At 64.7% G+C, this 19,009-nt stretch carries 20 protein-coding genes; 14 read left to right on the forward strand and 6 right to left on the reverse strand.

Annotated elements, in window-relative coordinates:
- Positions 1–333: 333 nt before the first annotated feature.
- The 3 genes from secE (at position 334) to ASE90_RS18900 (ending at position 2,805) form a co-directional block, all read left to right on the forward strand.
- Positions 334–531: a preprotein translocase subunit SecE gene (secE, locus tag ASE90_RS01990; protein WP_055995225.1), complete on the forward strand. Its 198-nt coding sequence runs from the start codon at positions 334–336 to the stop codon at positions 529–531.
- Between the two features lie 44 nt (positions 532–575).
- Positions 576–1,115: a transcription termination/antitermination protein NusG gene (nusG, locus tag ASE90_RS01995; RefSeq protein WP_055995227.1), complete on the forward strand. Its 540-nt coding sequence runs from the start codon at positions 576–578 to the stop codon at positions 1,113–1,115.
- Positions 1,116–1,320: 205 nt separating this feature from the next.
- Entirely contained in the window at positions 1,321–2,805 is a 1,485-nt protein-coding gene (locus tag ASE90_RS18900) for an ATP-dependent nuclease (protein ID WP_156361382.1), read from the forward strand.
- Positions 2,806–2,844: 39 nt separating this feature from the next.
- Here ASE90_RS18900 and ASE90_RS02000 read toward each other — a convergent pair whose 3' ends face one another.
- Positions 2,845–3,336, reverse strand: coding sequence for a hypothetical protein (locus ASE90_RS02000; protein WP_055995229.1), 492 nt, complete (start codon positions 3,334–3,336; stop codon positions 2,845–2,847).
- A 203-nt stretch (positions 3,337–3,539) separates the two neighbouring features.
- Positions 3,540–4,379, reverse strand: a complete 840-nt coding sequence (locus ASE90_RS02005) for a hypothetical protein (RefSeq protein ID WP_055995232.1) — start codon at positions 4,377–4,379, stop codon at positions 3,540–3,542.
- Between the two features lie 157 nt (positions 4,380–4,536).
- On the opposite strand from ASE90_RS02005, the gene rplK reads away from it, so the two are divergent.
- Positions 4,537–4,974 (forward strand): 50S ribosomal protein L11, encoded by a 438-nt coding sequence (gene rplK, locus ASE90_RS02010; protein ID WP_055995235.1) that lies wholly within the window; start codon positions 4,537–4,539, stop codon positions 4,972–4,974.
- Between the two features lie 4 nt (positions 4,975–4,978).
- Entirely contained in the window at positions 4,979–5,677 is a 699-nt protein-coding gene (gene rplA / locus ASE90_RS02015) for a 50S ribosomal protein L1 (RefSeq protein WP_055995239.1), read from the forward strand.
- 244 nt (positions 5,678–5,921) lie between these two features.
- Here rplA and ASE90_RS02020 read toward each other — a convergent pair whose 3' ends face one another.
- The 3 genes from ASE90_RS02020 to ASE90_RS02030 are packed head-to-tail and all read right to left on the reverse strand — an operon-like array spanning position 5,922 to position 9,128.
- Positions 5,922–6,416: a nucleoside deaminase gene (locus ASE90_RS02020; RefSeq protein ID WP_055997097.1), complete on the reverse strand. Its 495-nt coding sequence runs from the start codon at positions 6,414–6,416 to the stop codon at positions 5,922–5,924.
- A 46-nt stretch (positions 6,417–6,462) separates the two neighbouring features.
- The gene (locus ASE90_RS02025) at positions 6,463–7,449 is read right to left on the reverse strand and encodes a polysaccharide deacetylase family protein (protein ID WP_055995242.1); all 987 of its coding nucleotides are present in this window, start codon (positions 7,447–7,449) and stop codon (positions 6,463–6,465) included.
- Positions 7,449–9,128, reverse strand: coding sequence for a sensor histidine kinase (locus ASE90_RS02030; protein WP_055995245.1), 1,680 nt, complete (start codon positions 9,126–9,128; stop codon positions 7,449–7,451). Before ASE90_RS02030 ends, ASE90_RS02025 begins: the two co-directional genes overlap by 1 nt.
- Positions 9,129–9,306: 178 nt before the next feature.
- Between ASE90_RS02030 and ASE90_RS02035 the strand changes: the two genes are divergently transcribed.
- The 7 genes from ASE90_RS02035 (at position 9,307) to ASE90_RS02060 (ending at position 15,892) form a co-directional block, all read left to right on the forward strand.
- Complete coding sequence (locus ASE90_RS02035) at positions 9,307–9,774, forward strand: Lrp/AsnC family transcriptional regulator (RefSeq protein ID WP_055995248.1); 468 nt, start codon at positions 9,307–9,309, stop codon at positions 9,772–9,774.
- A gap of 648 nt (positions 9,775–10,422) precedes the next feature.
- On the forward strand, positions 10,423–10,944 hold the full coding sequence (locus tag ASE90_RS02040; RefSeq protein WP_055995251.1) for a CvpA family protein: 522 nt from the start codon (positions 10,423–10,425) through the stop codon (positions 10,942–10,944).
- Between the two features lie 49 nt (positions 10,945–10,993).
- Entirely contained in the window at positions 10,994–11,428 is a 435-nt protein-coding gene (locus ASE90_RS02045) for an iron-sulfur cluster assembly scaffold protein (RefSeq protein WP_055995253.1), read from the forward strand.
- Positions 11,428–13,212, forward strand: coding sequence for a cation:proton antiporter (locus ASE90_RS02050; protein WP_055995256.1), 1,785 nt, complete (start codon positions 11,428–11,430; stop codon positions 13,210–13,212). Before ASE90_RS02045 ends, ASE90_RS02050 begins: the two co-directional genes overlap by 1 nt.
- Before the next feature lie 136 nt (positions 13,213–13,348).
- Entirely contained in the window at positions 13,349–13,489 is a 141-nt protein-coding gene (locus ASE90_RS20250; protein WP_200910765.1) for a hypothetical protein, read from the forward strand.
- Positions 13,482–14,837, forward strand: coding sequence for a DUF5935 domain-containing protein (locus ASE90_RS02055; RefSeq protein WP_055995259.1), 1,356 nt, complete (start codon positions 13,482–13,484; stop codon positions 14,835–14,837). The genes ASE90_RS20250 and ASE90_RS02055 overlap by 8 nt, the downstream gene beginning before the upstream one ends.
- Positions 14,834–15,892, forward strand: a complete 1,059-nt coding sequence (locus ASE90_RS02060; RefSeq protein ID WP_055995261.1) for an acyltransferase family protein — start codon at positions 14,834–14,836, stop codon at positions 15,890–15,892. The genes ASE90_RS02055 and ASE90_RS02060 overlap by 4 nt, the downstream gene beginning before the upstream one ends.
- 189 nt (positions 15,893–16,081) lie before the next feature.
- Here the strand turns inward: ASE90_RS02060 and ASE90_RS02065 are convergent, their stop codons facing one another.
- The gene (locus ASE90_RS02065) at positions 16,082–16,636 is read right to left on the reverse strand and encodes a type 1 glutamine amidotransferase domain-containing protein (protein ID WP_055995264.1); all 555 of its coding nucleotides are present in this window, start codon (positions 16,634–16,636) and stop codon (positions 16,082–16,084) included.
- Between the two features lie 105 nt (positions 16,637–16,741).
- Here ASE90_RS02065 and ASE90_RS02070 point away from each other — a divergent pair, with 105 nt between their 5' ends.
- Both ASE90_RS02070 and ASE90_RS02075 read left to right on the forward strand, forming a co-directional pair.
- The gene (locus ASE90_RS02070) at positions 16,742–17,770 is read left to right on the forward strand and encodes a DNA topoisomerase IB (protein ID WP_055995267.1); all 1,029 of its coding nucleotides are present in this window, start codon (positions 16,742–16,744) and stop codon (positions 17,768–17,770) included.
- Between the two features lie 9 nt (positions 17,771–17,779).
- Positions 17,780–18,931 carry a mechanosensitive ion channel family protein gene (locus ASE90_RS02075; RefSeq protein ID WP_082449313.1) on the forward strand — a complete coding sequence of 384 codons (1,152 nt, stop codon included), beginning with the start codon at positions 17,780–17,782 and terminating at the stop codon, positions 18,929–18,931.
- Positions 18,932–19,009 lie beyond the last annotated feature (78 nt).

Below are 19,009 nucleotides of genomic sequence, written 5' to 3' on the forward strand. Positions count from 1 at the left end.
GAGGCGGTTTGGAACCGCGCGGTTGCGCGGTTTGCGGTGCCAGCCCAATCCTCTACCGACCAGCTATTCCGCGCGCCTCGTGGGTGGTCGGGCGAAGCGGCGGGCCGGCACCGCCTTCAAAAATCGCCCTTCGCGCGGTTCCAAACCAATCGTAAGTTCGCACGGGCGGCGGGTGTGCCGCCCCGTTGCCCCGCGCGCTTGCTTCCTCCGCCCTAGATCGCTAGATACCATGCCCAATCCGACAGCGTGGATGGGCAGCGCCGGTTTCCTGACAGGAACCGGACGGGGCCTTGTGTCCCGCCGTCGGTCAAACCGATAACGAAGGTCAGGCACGTGGCGAAGGTTACCCCAGTCGAATTCATGCGGCAGGTCCGGGCCGAAACCGCCAAGGTGACGTGGCCGACGCGCCGCGAAACCGTGATGACCGCGGTGATGGTCGTCATCATGACGACGTTGCTGGCGATCTTCTTCCTCGGCGTGGATTCAGCGTTCGACGCGATCGTCAAGGGCCTGCTGAAGCTCGCACAGTAACCGATCGGTCTCCCGCACCCCTTCGAAAAGTTCAAAGGATACGCATGTCGCGCTGGTACATCATTCACGCCTATTCGGGTTTCGAGGGCAAGGTCCGCGATTCGATCCTGAGCGAGGCGACGCGCCTCGGCCTCGATCATGCGGTCGAAGCGATCGAGGTCCCGACCGAGAATGTGACCGAAGTCCGTCGCGGCAAGAAGGTGCAGTCCGAACGCAAGTTCATGCCCGGATATGTGCTCGCGAAGCTGGACCTGAGCGATCAGGTCTATCACCTCGTCAAGAACACGCCGAAGGTCACCGGCTTCCTGGGATCGTCGGGCAAGCCGCAGGCGATCAGCGAGGCGGAAGCCACGCGGATGCTGAACAGCAAGGAAGAGGCCGCCGCCTCGCCCACCAAGCAAAAGATCAAGGTCGATTTCGAGATCGGCGATTCGGTCAAGGTGCTGGACGGCCCGTTCGCGAGCTTCAACGGTCTGGTCGAGGAGCTGGACTTCGACAAGTCGAAGGTGAAGGTTTCGGTGTCGATCTTTGGGCGTGCTACGCCGGTCGAACTGGATTTCGAGCAGGTGGAACGAAGCAAGTAAGGCGAAAGCCTGACTTGCTGTCCGCACACGAATAGCGAAGGCTATTCGTGAGACGGCGGACACCGGCCGGCGGGTACAACCCGACCGACGTTAGCGGCGTAGGGCGACAAGCCCTGCGCCGTTTTTTGCTATACAGCGTACTTCATGATGTGCATCTTACTCCAAACATTCGAGGCAACGAGAGCTGCCTCAAAGGGATCGTCGGATGACATTCAAGAGCGAAGTCAGAGATAGCACAATCAATGCACTACTCGAGAAAGCTCAAGATCGAAGCTACAAGCAATATCTTGCAAAACTAAATCTAAAGAAAGTTCGCGGATTTGTCGATGAGCCAATTTCTTTCGATTTTCCTGTAACAGCCATAATTGGACCAAATGGCGGTGGAAAGACGACCGTATTAGGTTCTGCGGGCATAATATATCGAGATATACCGCCCCGTGCATTTTTTTCTAAAAGCGGGAAGTATGATAGTGGAATGCAGGATTGGCCTATTGAATATGAGATAATCGATCGTGACTTATCTGCAAAGTCGTCCGTACAACGAACGGCTAGCTTCAAAAATTTGAAATGGAACCGTGACGCGCTCACACGCCAAACTTTGCTTTTCGGCGTGTCCCGCACGGTGCCCGCAAGTGAACGAAAAGAGTTACTTAGCTGCACCTCGCGAAAGTTTTCTGTCCCTGAAAGTCGTGTAGCCCCGTTTTCGCCGGAAATTAACGATGCTGTTTCCCGCATACTTGGCAAAGATGTTTCAGGGTTCAAGCAAATACAGGTTCATGCGAACGGCAATGTGACTTTGCTGACCGGGCAAACCTTAGATGGGGTTGGCTACTCGGAGTTCCACTTTGGGGCAGGGGAATCGAGTATTATTCGCATGGTCGCATCAATCGAGGCGGCGGATGACCACACGTTAGTTTTAATAGAGGAAATAGAAAACGGCCTTCATCCGGTAGCAACGATACGCCTTGTCGAATATTTAATATGGGCTGCTGAAAGAAAGAAAATACAAGTTATTTTCACAACTCATTCTAATGAAGCGCTACGCCCTTTGCCAAGCAAGGCCGTTTGGTCGGCAACTAAAGACAAACTTTTCCAAGGAAAGCTCGACGTATCCTCGCTGCGCGCAATAACTGGTCAGATCGAAACATCAGCCGTTCTGTTCGTTGAAGATGCATTTGCTAAGATCTGGATGGAGGCTATTCTCCGGCAGAGCGATAAACCTGTAATGGATCATTTCCAAGTACACGCAATGTCCGGCGACGGAGCTGCCGTCGCTATGAATCGGTATCATAATGCAAACCCGTCAGTTACGACACCATCCGCTTGCGTGTTGGATGGTGATTCGAGGCAAATCGACGATCCAGCGCAGAGCGTTTTCCGCTTACCAGGAGATGCACCTGAATCCTTCGTATTCGACGAGTGCATTAATCAGTGGAGCATAATAGGCGGCAAACTATCGGTGGCACTTCTTCAGAAATTTGAGGATAGCGACAAGATACTAGCAATATGCAGGGAAGTCCGAACCACAAATAAAGACAGGCATTTGCTATTTGCTCAACTTGGCGAAAAACTTGGGCTCGTTCCCGAGAGTACTGTTGCCCTAGCGTTCACGACACTTTGGGCTCAAAATAATGAAAGCTCGGTGAAATCATTAGTTGACCAAATTATAGATAATACCAAAAATATATAGTAATAAAATTCGCCAGAATTGATATTTTAGCTGGACTATTCAAACCGGCGCACTATTCCCCACCCCCGGCTCCCGCGTCGCCAGCGCATGCAAATACCGCGCCCGCTCCTCGGTCCCCCATTTCAACTTCCGCAACTGCCGCTCCTGCGCCCGGTCGAGCACGACCTCGCGATAGCCGCGACCGATCAGGCATTCCTCGACCGCGCCGACCATCGTCTGCTGCACTTCCTCGACATTCCCGCGGATGCGGCGGTGATAGACCATGGCGTAGTCGATCATCGGATTGTTCGGACTGAGCGTCTGGTTTTCGAGGATGCGGTCCTGATCGCGGGTGGCGGCGACGACTTCCTTCGTCGACTTCCAGTCCCGGATATCCGCCTTCGCACCCTGCACCGCGCATTCGCGGGCGTCGCGGCGATAGGCGTCGAACGACACGCCGGGCTTGCCCCAGGTGGTGGTCGGTGGGCGTGTGGCGGCGATGGCCGGGCCGGTGGTGGCGATCAGGGTCAGAATCAGGAACGCGCTTCGCATCGTCTTGCTGCCTCTTCTTGTACCTCTCCGGGATGGAAATTGCGCCGGATTGTGGAAGACAGCAAGGGGCGATGGGTGCGTTTCGGGGGTTTCGGGCGGGCGTTGCGCTCGATCGCCGGGTGACGCCGGCCTGCGCTGGCGGGACGATGCGGGGGCGCTGCCGATCCGGGCCGAGGCGATACTGTCGGGCGGGGGCGGTTGCGTCAGCTGCCCGCCCTCCCCTTCACCCGCAACGCCTGTTCGAGCAGCAAGTCCCAGCCGCCCGGTTCCCATTGGGTGCGCCGGCCGCCCTTGCGCCATTCCTCCTGCGCATATTCGACCATCCGCGCTTCCTCCTCTTCCAGCATCGCCCGGACGCCATTGGCCAGCGTGCGGCGTTCGATCCATGCGGCGTTGCTCTCGCCACGTTTGGGGAGGGCCTGCGGGTCGGCGAGTTCGCGTTCGCGGCGCGCCTTTTGCCCGATCATCTGCATCGCCTGCGCTACCGTCATCGGCGGGATGGCGGGTGGATCGTTGTGCCGCCAGTGATCGTGGGCGTTGCTTTCGGGCAGGCTGCTTTCGAGCAATGCCGCCTCCAGCCGCTCGGCCCCGATGGCGAGCGCGATGCGCAGTTCGCGGGCGAAGCCGGGGTGGCGGCGGGCGCGGGCGTAGAAGCTGCTGTGCGCGAAGCCGGCGGCCTGCGCGGACAGGCGGATATTGGCGGTGGCGCTGACGGCGGCGAGGAAGCGTTGTTCGGCGTCGCGATCGATCTGGCGACGCTTGCCGGGCGTGCGCAGTTGCAGGCGGCCGCGCGTGCGGACGACGTGCGCCTCGCCGGGCGGGGTTTGCGGATCGGACAGCGCGGCGGCGGCGAGGACCAGCGCCGCTTCCCACCGCTGGGCGAAGTCGGGGTCGGCGTTCCTCCGCTTGGTCAGCATCGAGCGGTTGAGCGCGAGCGTGCGTGCCGCCTCCCGCGCATTGCCGGTGCGGGCCAGTTCGGTCAGGAAGGCAGCGTTTTGCAGCGCCTGCTTGCGGGTATAGGGGCGTGGTTTCGGCTGGGGCATGGTCCCGAACGGATCAGACGGAATCCTACATTGCAAGCGCGCGGTGTTTCGGCTAAGCGCGCCGCTTCCCAAACGACAGTTTTGGAAACCATGGCGGGAGGCCGGTCCGGCAGGATCGCGCCGCACGTACCGCTAAACTTGAAAGAGAGTGAGACTCATGGCCAAAAAGATTACCGGCTATATCAAGCTGCAGGTGCCGGCAGGCGAAGCCAAGCCGTCGCCGCCGATCGGCCCCGCACTGGGTCAGCGCGGCGTGAACATCATGGAATTCTGCAAGACGTTCAACGCGCAGACTTCCAGCGGCGATATCGCCAAGGGCACGCCGCTGCCGACGATCATCACCGTCTATGCCGACCGTTCGTTCAGCTTCGAGACGAAGACGCCGCCGGCGACCTATCTCATCAAGCAGGCGATCAACCTGAAGTCGGGTTCGAAGGAACCGGGCAAGTCGGTTGCCGGCAAGATCAAGCGTTCGCAGCTGAGCGAGATCGCGACGATCAAGATGAAGGATCTGAACGCCAACGACATCGACGCGGCGACGAAGATCATCGAAGGTTCGGCCCGCGCGATGGGCCTCGAAGTGGTGGAGGGTTAAGACTGTGGCCAAGCTGACCAAGAAGGCGAAGACCCTCGCCACCGCCGTCGACGCGCTGAAGCTGCACGGCATCGATGAAGCGATCGCGCTGGCGAAGACCCATGCGACCGCCAAGTTCGACGAGACGATCGAAGTCGCGCTGAACCTCGGCGTCGATCCGCGTCACGCCGACCAGATGGTCCGCGGCGTCGTGACCCTGCCCAAGGGCACCGGCAAGACCGTGCGCGTCGGCGTGTTCGCGCGCGGCGCGAAGGCGGACGAAGCCACCGCGGCGGGTGCCGATGTCGTCGGTGCCGAAGACCTGATGGACGCCATCCAGGGCGGCAAGATCGATTTCGATCGCTGCATCGCGACCCCGGACATGATGGGTCTGGTCGGTCGTCTCGGCAAGATCCTGGGTCCGAAGGGCCTGATGCCGAACCCGAAGCTCGGCACCGTCACCATGAACGTCGCGGCTGCGGTCGAAGCGGCCAAGGGCGGCCAGGTCGAATATCGCGTCGAAAAGGCCGGTATCATCCATTCGGGCATCGGCAAGGCGTCGTTCTCGGCGGCCGATCTGCGCGAAAACTTCGACGCACTGGTCGATGCGGTGGTCAAGGCCAAGCCGACGGGCGCCAAGGGCAAGTATGTCCGCAAGGTCGCGGTTTCGTCGTCGATGGGCCCGGGGATCAAGGTCGACACTACGGAAGTAGCCGGAGCGTAAGCTCCGGGCCGCACCGCTTTAGCGTGAGCTAAAACGGAGACGGCGACAGGCCGGCCGGCGGGGGCGCAAGCTCCCCGACCGACGACGCGGGATGTAGTCCCGCGTCGGCTGACACATAGAATAGGGGTCGGAGGCTTTGCGCTTCCGGCCCTTTTTCTTGCGCGGCGTTTCTGTCGTGAGCACCCGACACAATGGATCCCGGCCTTCGCCGGGATGACGGCGGGATTGGGGATGGCGTTACCGCTCAGATATTCCCCTGCTCTTCCTCCGGCACGTCGTCGTCCGGGCCGTAATAGAGCTTCGCACATTCGGCGCGCAGGCAGCCGCCCTCGATGACGATATCGTCGCGGTAAGCGTCGCTGATAAACGCCAGCGTATCGATGTGCCGGTCCTCGAAATACATGGCGTGCACATCGTCGCGACCGGCGCCGTAGACGACGCGGCCGACCTTCGACCAGATCGAGGCCATGGTGCACATGCCGCAGGGTTGCAGCGTCGAATAGAGCGTCGCGCCGCGCAGCTCCATGTTGCCCTCGCTTTCGCAGGCGCGGCGGATCGCCATCATCTCGGCGTGGGCGGTGGCGTCGGGGAGTTCCTGCGTCTGGTTCGGCTGCGCCGACAACACGCGGCCGTCGCGAACGATGATCGAGCCGAGGGGGGAGCAGGACGGGTCGTCGCCCTTGGTCCGGGCGATGGCGATCGCCTCGCGCATCCAGTGTTCGTCTTGCGCGGTGAGCATCGGCAATTCCTTTCGCGCGGCCCAACGCATGGGCAAGCCGAAAGAATCAGGTGGCGGCGGCGAGGATGTCGTCGCTGGACGCGGGATGGACGTGCAAGGTGGCGAGCAGCGCCAGCACGGCATCCCACCAGCGCCAGAAGGCGGCCAGATCGGCGGCATCGCGGACATAGGGGGTGTGGCCAGGTATGAGGCTCGGCGAATGATAGGCGAAGTTGAGGACACGCACCCCCTCGCCCACCGCCACCCGGATCGCCTCCAGCGCGTCGGCCAGCGGCATGTCCTCGGGCGTCAGCGCGACGCGGTGGAGCAGGCCGAGCCGGGCGAGCAGACCCCGGCCGCGGGGAAACCGGCCTGCACTTTCGTACAGCCGCGCATCGCCGCGCCGCAGCCGCCCGGTGAAGACGGTCGTCAGCGGCAGTTCGACGATGCGCTCGTCGGGGCCGGTGTGGAACGCATCGTTGCCGATGCCGCGATAGTCCGGCCCGCCCTGTGCCCGATAGTCATAGCGGGCGCGCATCGAGCTATCGAGCGCATAGCCGCGCGCCGCCAGCAACCCCAGCGTCGCCGGCCCCAGGCCATAGCGCCCGGCCCGATAGACGATCGGGCGAGTCCCGAAACCCCTGGTCAGGGCGTCGGTCAGGCGGTCGAGCTTTGCGGCCTCCAGCGCGCGCGGGAGGTTGCCGGCAAAGCTGCTGTGCGCCGACAGGGTTTCGTCGAACGGCGGATTGACCCATGGGTGCAGCTGCGCACCGATCGTGGCGCGGCCATGCGCGACGACCGCGCGCAGCGCGTCGAGGGCGGCGGGATCGGTCGCGACCGGATAGTCGACCAGATAGCAGGTTTCGACGCGATGGTCGGCGAAACGGCGATGCGCGTCGGGCAGCGCGGCGACCGCGCCGACACCCCAGCCGTCGTGACGAAACGGCGCGCGCCAGTCGAACTCTTCCTCGGTATCGACGAAGACGGTGAAGCGTGTGCCGAACCCTTCGCGCCAGACGACCGGTCGGCCATCGGCGGGCCGGAACGGCTGCATCAGCGACGCTGCGCCCGTTCGATCTCCACCGCATGGGCGGCCGGCAGGCGCAGGGTCAGCGTCGCGGAACCGAACGCCAGCGTCCCGTCGAGTTCGCGCGCAAGGTTGCGGGCGAGGCGCAGCGCGAAGCCGGTGCCGAGCAGCGACATATCCTCTTCGCCGTCATCGACGTCGAACACGCTGTTGCCGGGCCATGCGTCGAGCGCCTGCGGCCGGTCGAGCACGATCGAGACATAGCCATCGCCTTCGAGACCGACCCGGACATGGATCGATTCGTCCCGCCCGCCCGCCGAGACGAGGGTCGCGAGCAGCCGGGCGAGAAGCCGTTCGACGGCGCGGCGATCCCCGGCGACGGCGATGTCGGTCGGATCGACCTCCAGCAGCGTGCCGCGCAATTCGCACAGCGACACGAGATCGGCGGCGATCACGTCGAACAACGGCCCGAGCGCGACGCGATCGTCGCGCAGGTCGAGCGCGTCGCCGTCGATCCGCGCGGCAAGATCGAGATCGTCGATCACCGCGACCAGATCACGCGAATGGTTGAGGATCGCACCGGCACGGTCGCGATAGACGGGCAGCACCGGCCCCAGCAATTCCTGCTGGATCATTTCGGCAAAGCCCGCGATCGCGCCCGCCGGGGTGCGCAGTTCGTGGACGAGCTGGCGCAGCTGGGCGATGCCGGCATCGCGGTTGAGATACGGTTCGGCGCGTTCGCCGTGATAGGGCCGCCGCGCGGTCCCGCGATAGCCGATGAACCGGCCGGTGGCATGGTCGAACGCGGGCACGCCCGACACGAACCATTCGCCGGTCGCATCGCTGTCGCCGCCGATGGTCAGACGGGCATCGCGGAACGGCGCGCGCTTGCGCAGCGCGCCGGCGGCGATCGCATCGAACCGGGCATGGCCGGGCGTCGCGCAGAAATCCAGCGACATGCCGATCAGCGGCGCACGGCTGACCCCGTCGACCCAACGGATCTGACCAGCGGCGTCGGCTTCGAAGCGGAAGCTGTCCTGCGGCGCGATTTGCGGCGGGGGCGGCGGCGCGCCGTCATGGATGCGTTCGAACGCCTCGATCCGCGCCATGACGTCGGCGATGCGGAACGGACCGGCGGGATCGGGCTCGGTCGCGGGATCGAGGAACAGCGGTTCCGGATCGATCGCCGGCGCAGTCACCGGAACGGCAGCGAGCGGCGGGACGACGGCGAGAACCGGCGCGGCGACCGGCTGCGGCGCGATCGGTTCGACCGGGCGTTCGTCGGACAGCACCAGATCGACCGATCCGAAGCTGTCGAGTGCGCGATGGACGGCGGGGTCGATGTCGCGGCGGTTGCGCACCACGCCGCGCGCCGGTGGCGACAGGCGGGGCAACAGCGCCTGCCACTGATCGACCGACAGGGTAGCGCCGCGCAGTACCGGCAAGGCCGCTTCGATCACATCGGTCGCCAGCAATCCGACCAGTTCGACCGGCGGACGGGCATATTCGAGGTCGCGGGCACTGGCCACGCGAACCGTTCGCGGGACATGGTCGCGCAGATCATGGAGCAAGGCGATGGCGCGGGGGTCGGCGGACACCCGTCCCCGGCCGATCAGGTCGACCAGTTGCCGCCACACCGACGCGCGCGCGCCCTCGCCCGACAAATCGGCAGCGAGAACCGTTTCGAGAGTGTCGTCGAAGTGCACCAGCCACCCATGAAAGCGCCACGCGAAGCCGCCGCGCTAAGGAACCCTTAACGAGGAGAAGCGCATTCCGGAACCGCTCAATTTCGGTACGTCGCAATGTGGGACAATTACGCTTCCGCGCAATTTTGTGATGCTGTAGGTTGCGCTTTCATTCGAACAAACCCACGGACCGCACTATATGGCTTTCGATCGTATCGACCGGCAGATCCTGTCGCTGTTGCAGGAGGACGGGCGAATGACGAACGTCGAACTGGCCGAGCGCGTCGGGCTGACCGCCCCCCCCTGTCTGCGCCGCGTGCGGGCGCTGGAGGAGGCCGGCGCGATCAAGGGGTATCACGCCGCACTCGACCCGCGACTGCTGGGTTTCACGATCACCGTGTTCGCGCTGGTCAGCCTGAAAAGCCAGGCGGGTAGCGATCTGGCGGCGTTCGAGGCGCATATCGCGACGATTCCCGAAGTCCGGGAATGCCATATGCTGAACGGCGAGATCGATTTCATCCTGAAGATCGTCGCCGCCGATCTGGAAAATTTTCAGTCGATGCTGACGACGCAGTTGATTACCGCGCCGAACGTCGCGAGCGTGAAGACGTCGCCGACCGTCCGGACGTCGAAGGCGTTGCCGGGGATACCGGTGGTTACTGAGTAGGTTCGTTTGGTGGTCGGCGGTCCGGAACCGTACCGGCGCTGGGCTTCTGTGAATGTGGGACTGCTGACGGGCGCACTTCTACCTGCTTCTGCAGGGAAGGTCCGGTGCGCGGGCCGCGCCCTTCGATCTAAACACGGCATCTAGCCGCATATCCGCGGAACCCTCTGCGCAGGCGGGCGTCCGACGCCAAGCAAACAACCGCCCTTGCTCAGGGCTCTGGACCCCCGCCTGCGCGAGGGTACGTCAGCGGGTCGGTGATCGGCGCTTTCGCTGAGCGGGATCGACAGTCAGTTCGCTGGACGAAGGAATAGTGTTCCATCCCCTCTCATCACTCCCGCGCAGGCGGGAGCCCCTATACGCCAACGTCGCGGATCGAGCCAAACCGTCGGCGTTTATGGATTCCCGCCTGCGCGGGAATGACGAAATTCCGTGATTATCGCTGAATGTCGATCGGTCCCAAGGTTTCGCCGGAGCCGGAGGCCAGTTGGGAAGGCTTTCCCACAGATCACCGACGTTCCCCAACTGGACCCCGGCCTTCGCCGGGGTACGGAAGAAGGAAGCCGCGCGCGAGACGTTCGCAGCGACCTCGCAGACCGGACAGGATCGGGAGCGCTCGACAATCCCCGCCACGCCCGGCATAGCCCGGCCATGGGTCTGACCTCGCTCGATATCGCCGTTCTGCTCACCGTTGGCGGTGCGGCGGTGCTCGGCTTCCTGCGCGGGTTCGTGACGGAGATCCTGTCGCTCGGCGCATGGGTGCTGGTCGTGCTGGCGCTCAAGCTGTTCCATACGCCGGTCGCCGCCGCACTGGTCGGGCCGACCGGCACCGCCGGGGGGGCAGCGACGCTCGCCTTCGCGCTGATCGCGGGGGTCGGCTATTTTGCCGGGCGGCTGGTCGCCAATGCGATCGGTGCGCGGACGCGGGCGTCGGTGCTGGGGCCGGTCGATCGGGCATTGGGGTTCGGTTTCGGTGCGCTCAAGGGTTTGATCCTGACCAGTCTCGCCTTTCTGCTGCTGTTGCTGGCGGCCGACTTCATCGGCGGCGGACCGACGCGGCGGCCGGTGTGGATCAAGGACGCGCGGACCTATCCGCTGCTCAACGCCACCAGCACCAGCGTGGTCGATTTCATCGATCGCCGCCGCCGGGGCGAGCCGGTGTTCGGCGAATAATCGTGCGACCGACTCGCCAGCGTCACGATCGCGCCCTACATTCGGTCGCGTGACCGCCAATCTGTACAATACCGAAATCCTCCGCCTTGCCGCCGAGACCGCGCAGGCCGTCCGCCTGCCCGACCCCCATGCCAGCGTCGAGAAACGATCGCCGATCTGCGGCAGCCGGGTGACGGTCGATGTCGCGCTGGACGAAGACGGTCGCGTCGCGGCGGTGGGCATGCTGGTGCGTGCGTGTGCGCTGGGGCAGGCGTCTTCGGCATTGCTGGCGCGCGGGATCGTCGGGCGGAATGCGGCGGAACTGGCCGCCGCTCGCGATGCGCTGGCCACCTGGCTGGCGGGGGAAGGCGTCGCGCCCGAGTGGCCGGGGTTGACGCTGTTCGAACCGGCGCGGCCGCACAGCGCGCGCCATGCCTCGATCCGGCTCGCGTTCGAGGCGGCGGCGGAAGCGGCGGCGATCGCCGGCCGGCGGGCGGCGGCCTGATGGAGCACGGCACCGCGTCGCTGTTACGGGATTTCGCGCCGCTGCTGGGCGCGGCGCTGATCTTCGTCCTGATCTTCCGTAAACTGGGACTGGGTGCGACGCTCGGCTATCTGGTCGCCGGGTCGGTGGTCGGGCCGGAAGTGCTGGGGCTGGTCGGCAACGCCGAATCCAAGCTGGCCATCGCCGAACTCGGCATCACCCTGCTGCTGTTCCTCGTCGGGCTGGAACTCAGCCCGTCGCGGCTGTGGCAGATGAAGCGCGATATCTTCGGGCTGGGGCTGATGCAGGTCGTGCTGTGCGGCGTTGCGATCACCGGCGTCGTGTGGCTGGCGACGCATTTCAGCTGGGCGGCGGCGCTGGCGCTCGGCCTGCCGCTGGCGCTGTCGTCGACGGCACAGGTGCTGCCGATGCTGCAATCGGCGGGGCGGATGAAGACGCCGTTCGGCGAGCGGGCGTTCGCGATCCTGTTGTTCCAGGACCTGTCGATCGTGCCGCTGATCACCATCGTCGCCGCGCTGTCGCGTAACCCGGCCGATGCCGCCGGGCCGCCGGGGTGGCAATTGGGGCTGTGGACGATCGGCGCGGTCGCGGGGCTGATCCTTGCCGGGCGGTTCCTGCTCAGGCCGATGTTCCGGCTGATCGGCAATATGGGCGAGCGTGAGATGTTCGTGTTCGCCGGACTGTTCACCGTCATCGCCAGCGCGGCGGTGATGCAGGCGCTGGGGCTGTCGACCGCGCTCGGTGCGTTCATCGCCGGCGTGATGCTGGCCGACAGCCCGTATCGCCACGAGCTGGAGGCCGATGTCGAGCCGTTCCGCTCGATCCTGCTCGGGCTGTTCTTCCTCGCGGTCGGCATGATGCTCGATCTTGGCGCGATCGTCGAGCGGCCGGTATTCGTGGTCGGCATGGCGATCGCGCTGATCGCAACCAAAGGGTTGGTAATTTTCGGCATCGGGCGGTTGTTCGGAATGCCGTGGCGCGGGGCGCTGGCGCTCGGCCTGTTGTTGAGCCAGGGCGGCGAATTCGGTTTCGTGCTGTTCGCGCAAGCGCAGAACGCGCTGCTGATCGCGCCCGAAGCGGCCAGCGTCTTCGGCGCGATCGTCACCCTGTCGATGGCGACCACCCCGTTCCTGATGATGGCGACGCGCCGCTTCCGCGCCGACCCCGACAAGAAGCGCGGCGACACCCCCGAAGGCCCGCGCCATGACGGGGCGAGCGCGGTCGTGGTCGGCTATGGCCGGTTCGGGCAGACCGTCGCGCAGATGCTGCTGGCGCAGGGGATCAGCGTCACCGTGATCGACCGCGACGTCGAGATGATCGAGATTGCCGGCAGTTTCGGCATGAAGGTCTATTATGGCGACGGCACCCGCATCGACCTGTTGCGGCTGGCCGGGGCGCAGGATGCGGCATTGCTGCTGTTCTGCGTCGATGGCGATCCGCTGGACGGTGATTCGGTCGCGGCGATCCATCAGGCGTTTCCGACGCCGGGCATCTTCGTGCGCGCGTTCGACCGGCGCGCGGTCATGAAGCTGGCCGGTGCGCCGATCGAGGGCGTGTTCCGCGAAGTGCTCGATTCGGCGGTGACGATGGCGCGTGCGGCAATGGTCTCGGTCGGCGTCGACGATGGCGAGATCGACCGGACCGAGGATCTGTACCGCAAGACCGATGCCAAACGGTTGCTGCAGCAGTCCGAAACCGGCGACATCCGCCAGGGCCGCGAGATGATCTTCACCCATGCGCGGGTCAGCGCCGCGACGGGGACGGTCCCCGACGACGCCGGATGAAGGGTGCGTTCGTGCCGGGGGATACGCCCTTTGGCACCGACGCTTTCCAGTCCGGCTGGCCCCCGCTCCCTATCGCGCTTAACGTCGCGTCAACCCGCCCGTGCGATACCGGCGGGCAACGCGAAGGGGCCGGCTGATGATCGACAATTTCTCGCTGGGCCTTACCCATTTCCTGATGCTGCTGGCGGTGTGGCACCTGTTGCGGCGCGATGATCTGGATCGCGAGGGCGAGCCGGTCAGGGTGGGCGTGAAGCGGGGCAAACGCCCGGGTGCGTGACCTCGTCTTCGTTGCGTTCCTGTGCGCGTTGTTCGCCGCCGGGTTGCGGCGGCCGTTCGTATTCGTGCTGACCTATGTCTATATCGACATCGTCGCGCCGCAGCGGCTGACCTATATCCTGCTCAATTCGGTCCCGATTTCGCTGATCGCCGCCGGCATGTCGGTGGTCGCGTGGATCGCGGTCGACGACAAGCGCGATACGCGGATCGCGCCGCGACAATTGCTGATGCTGGCGCTGCTCTTTTATTGCCTGTGGACCACGAAGACCGCCGATTTTCCGGTCGACGCGCAGTATAAATGGGAATGGGTGTGGAAGGCGCTGGCGTTCGCGATCTTCCTGCCGCTGACGCTGCGGACGAAATTGCGGATCGAATCGCTGTTGCTGTTCATGGTGCTGTCGGCGGCGTCGATCATCATCGTCGGCGGAATCAAGACGCTGGGATCGGGCGGCGGCTATGGCGAGCTCAATCTGATGGTGTCGAACAATGCCGGCCTGTACGAAGGATCGACGATCTCGACCGTCGCGATCGCGATCATCCCGCTGATCCTGTGGTTCACCCGGTTCGGCACGGTGTTCGCGCCCGACTGGCGGGTGCGGACCTTCTGTTATGCGCTGGCCTTTTCCTGCCTGTTGATCCCGGTCGGCACGTCGACGCGCACCGGGTTGCTGTGCATCGTGCTGCTGGGCGTGCTGAGCCTGCGCGACGTGAAGCGGCGGCTGACCTATCTGGCGGTGGCGGGTGCGGCGGGACTGCTGGCGCTGCCATTCCTCCCCTCCGCCTTTACCCAGCGGATGGAGACGATCGGCACCTATCAGGCCGACGCATCGGCATCGACGCGGCTGGCGGTGTGGGCATGGACGCTGGACTATGTGAAGCAGAACCCGTTCGGCGGCGGGTTCAACGCGTTCCTGCAGAACCGCATCCGCTATGAAAAGGTCGCGGTGGTCGGCGACGCCGGCAACCGCACGGTCGAGCGCAGTCTGGAAGTCGACAAGGCCCGCGCCTACCACTCGGCCTATTTCGAGATGCTGGGCGAACAGGGTTGGCCGGGGCTGATGCTGTGGCTGGCGATCAATCTGGGCGGGCTGTTCCGCATGGAAGTGCTGCGGCGGCGCTATGCCAAGGCGGGCGAAAATGAGGCGTGGGTGGTGCCGCTCGCCGCCGCGCTGCAGAACGGGCACATCATCTATCTGTTCGGCGCGAACTTCATCGCCATCGCTTTTCAACCCTTCGTCTTCATGCTGATCGGCGCGCAGATCGGCCTCGACACCTATCTGGCGCGCAAACGGACCGAGGCGGCGTGGCAACCGCTCCAGCGGCGCAAGACGGAGACGATGGCGGCATGAACGAGTTGAAGGCACTGACCGGCGCGCGCGGGATCGCCGCATGGTGGGTGGTGTTGTTCCACCTGCGCGGATCGATGGGCGCGCTGCACCCGGCGATCGAATCCGCGATCGCCAAGGGGTATCTGGCGGTCGATTTCTTCTTTCTGTTGTCGGGCTTCGTGATCTGGCTGTCATGGGGATCGCGGTTTCGCGAACGCGGGTTCGGCGAGGCGGGGCGATTCCTTTGGAAGCGGATGGCACGCATCTGGCCGCTGCATCTGTTCGTGCTCGCCTGCGCCGTCGCCCTCGCGATCGTGCTGGCCGCGAGCGGGCGCAATATCGACCGCTTCCCCTTTGCCGAATTGCCGCTGCATCTGGTGCTGCTGCAAAGCTGGGGTTTCGTCGAGCCGTTGGCGTGGAATGATCCGGCGTGGTCGATTTCGGCGGAGTCGGCGGCGTATCTGCTGTTCCCGGTGCTGGCGGTGACGGTCGACTGGCGGCGGGTGCCGAGCTGGACGCTGATGGCGGTGGTCGCGGTGCTACTGTTCGGGCTGCTGCCGTATGCCGGGCAGGATGGGCTGGGCGCTGACCTTCGGCGCTTCGCCGTGGCGCGGTGCGTGATCCAGTTCGCGGCGGGGACGGCGATCGGCGCGCTATGGGTCCGGTGGCAGCGGCGCGACGGGATCGCGGCGATTGCGGTGCTGCTCGCGGGGATGCTGGTGGTCGGATGGGGGCTGAAGCTGTTGCCCGAGCCCTATGCGTTTCCGCCGGCGCTGGCGTGTCTGTTGCTGGCGTTGGCGATCCTGTCGAACCGGCGGGGCAATCCGCTCGAATGGTGGCCGATCCATCGGCTGGGCGAGATCAGCTATGCGACCTATCTCGGCCATTTCCTGCTGTGGTTCGTATTCAAGCTGGTGTTCGTCGCCGACGCCGCGACCGCGCCGCCATGGGTGCTGGCGCTGTATGGGGTCGCGGTGATCGGGTCGTCGGAACTGCTGTATCGCTATGTCGAGCGGCCGGCACAGGGCTGGCTGAACCGGTTGTGGGATCGGCGGAGGGTTGCGGTCGGGGTTTGAGGGGCTGACGGCAGGCTCTTACCGTTGCAGGTACGAGTCGCCGTCCCCGCGAAGGCGGGGACCTATAGGCGCAACACTTCCGATCCGAGCGCGAACGTTGGCGCATCAGGGTTCCCGCCTTCGCGGGAATGACGAACGTCGGTTACAGCGGACACGGGGCGGAGGTTGCTCCGCTCCGCCCCGCCCCGTTCACGCCTCCGCCAGTTCGCTTTCCAGCGCGTCGATCATCGCCTTCGAAAAGGCCGGAATGTCGTCGGGCATGCGGCTGGTGATGAGGTTGCCGTCGATAACGACCTCCTGATCGACCACTTCCGCACCGGCATTTTCGAGGTCGGTGCGCACCGACGGCCAGCTGGTGACGCGGCGGCCGTCGACCACATCGGCTTCGACCAGCAGCCACGGGGCGTGGCAGATCGCGGCGACGATCTTGTCGTCGTCCATGAATTCGCTGACGATTTCGACCGCGCGTTCCTCCATGCGCATCTTGTCGGGATTGCCGACGCCGCCGGGCAGCAGCAGCGCATCGAACTGTTCGGTATCGACATCCTCGAGCGTCAGGTCGGGCGTGATCGTCCGCGCCTTTTCACTGTCGTTGACGACGCCCTGGATAGGATCGGTCCTGATCGAGGCGAGCGTCACCTGCGCCCCGGCGTCGAGCAGCGCCTGACGCGGATCGAACAGTTCGGATTCCTCGAACCCGTCGGCGGCGAGGATCAGCACGCGGGCATTGGCGAGGTCGGCCATCGGTAATCTCCTGTTACGGTCCGCCCCTAACCGGTCGGCACCGGCGGGGTTCCGGAACGAAGCGACGAGCCGAACATTGATCGGATCACCTGCAGGGAAAGCCCGATGGAACCAGCCGAAGACAACCTCCCCTGCCCCGCCGGCTGTACGTTTTCGGACTGCGCGGCAACCGGCATTACCCGCAAGAAACTGACGCACGGCTGGGGCTATTACGACGCGGACGGCGAACGCATCACCGACCGCGACGAGATCGACCGGCTGAACGCCATCGGCCTGCCGCCCGCCTATCACGACGCATGGTTCTGCACCGATCGGTCGGGGCATATTCAGGCGATCGGATGGGACGACAAGGGCCGCAAGCAGTATCGCTATCACCCCGACTTCCGCGAAGCGCAGGAAACGGCGAAATATGATCGCTGTGCCGCGTTCGGCCATGCCCTGCCCAAATTGCGGGCGCAGGTCGAACGCGATCTGGCCAAGCGGGCGCTGTCGCGCGAGCGGGCGGTGGCGGCCGTGGTGCGGCTACTCGATCTCGGCCGGGTCCGTGTCGGCAACGAAGGCTATGCACGGGTCAACAAGAGTTTCGGCGCGACGACGCTGCGCAAGCGCCACGCCAGGCTGTCGGGCACCTCGCTGAAGCTGCAATATAAGGCGAAGTCGGGCAAGCTGCGAATCCTGACGATCACCGACCGCTCGTTGGCCAGTTTCGTACGCAAGTGTCAGGATCTGCCGGGACAGCATCTGTTCCGCTGGGTCGATGCCGAGGGCGAGACGCATCCGGTCACGTCGGGCGACGTCAACGCCTATATCCGCGAGGCGATGGGCGGGGATTTCACCGCCAAGCATTTCCGGACGTGGGGGGCGAGCGTGCTGGCCTTCACCTCGCTGGCCGAGGCGGAGCAGGACATCAGCCTGAAGACGATGCTGGGGCCGGTGGTCGACGCGCTGGGCAATACCCCGGCGATCGCCCGCAAATCCTATGTCCATCCGCTGCTGATCGATCTGGTCAAGGACGGGCAGACCGCATTTCGCGAGACGCTGCGCCTGCCGCGCAGTGCCAAGCATCTCAACCGGCACGAACGCGGGCTGATCGCGCTGCTCGAAGAACAGGCGAAGGTCGCCGAAGCCGCCTGAAAGGATTGCATGACCGCCCAGAATAGTTCGGCCGCCGCGACGGTCGACAAGAGTTTCAGCGCCGATCAGGCGCAAGCGCAGGCGCAGCTGTTGTTGCAGGACAGCGCGCGGTGGATCGCCGACAACTGGTTGCAGGTGCTGGTCGCGCTGGGCGTCGGGGCGGCGATCGTCGTCGCGCTGCTGGTCGTGCGGCGCTGGGGCATGCGGCTGTGTCGCAACGATCGCGCCGGATGGGGTACCGTCGCCGGGCGGGCGGTCGCGCGGACCGGCCTGTTCTTCATGGTAACGCTCGCCGCCAAGCTGGTCGACGGCTATGCCAGCGCGCCGCCGATGGTGACCGCGACGATCGAGTTCCTGTTCACCGTCGCCGCGGTGTTCCAGGCGGCGATCTGGGCGCGCGAAGTGATCTTGGGCGTGGTCGAGCGGCGGACGGCGAGCGACCATAATCATGGTGAGGCGCTGGCATCGGCAATGGGGCTGATCCGGTTGCTCGTCACTTTCGCGCTGTTCGCCATCGCGCTGATCGTCGTGCTCGACAATCTGGGGGTGAACGTCACCGGGCTGGTCGCGGGACTGGGCGTCGGCGGCATCGCCATCGGTCTGGCCGCGCAGGGCATTTTCGCCGATCTGTTCGCCGCGCTGTCGATCATCTTCGACAAGCCGTTCCGGCGCGGCGACAATGTCAGTTACGACCAGACCAATGGTGCCATCGCCGAGATCGGGCTGAAATCGACGCGGATCCGGTCGATCACCGGCGAAGAGCGGATCATTTCGAACAAGAACCTGCTCGACAAGGAAATCACCAACAACAGCCGGCGCGAGCATCGCCGCGCGTCGTTCGTGATCGGTGTGACCTATCAGACCGATGCCGACACCTGTGCGCGCTTGCCCATGATGCTGCGCGAGATCGTCGAGGCCGAGCAACGCGTGTTCGTTCGCTGCGGCTTTATCGGCTTCGGCGCGTCGAGCCTCGATTTCGAGGTCATCTTCGATTCGCCCGGCGTCGACTATGCAGCCTTCTATGACGGGCGGACCGCGGTCGGCATTGCGATCCTGCGGCGGTTCAATGCCGAGGGGATCGAGATCGCCTATCCGACGCAGGTCAACATGACGGCACGGGCCGACGGCTCGATCATCGACCCTGCCCCTGCGGCAAGCTAATCTTTTCGAAGATAGGGTTTGGATTGCCGCTGCTTTGACCGGGCCGATTTGCAGTTTTCGGTGTGTTTCCGCTTGCGA

The sequence above is a fragment of the Sphingomonas sp. Leaf67 genome (assembly GCF_001421965.1).
Classification (GTDB): Bacteria; Pseudomonadota; Alphaproteobacteria; order Sphingomonadales; family Sphingomonadaceae; genus Sphingomonas.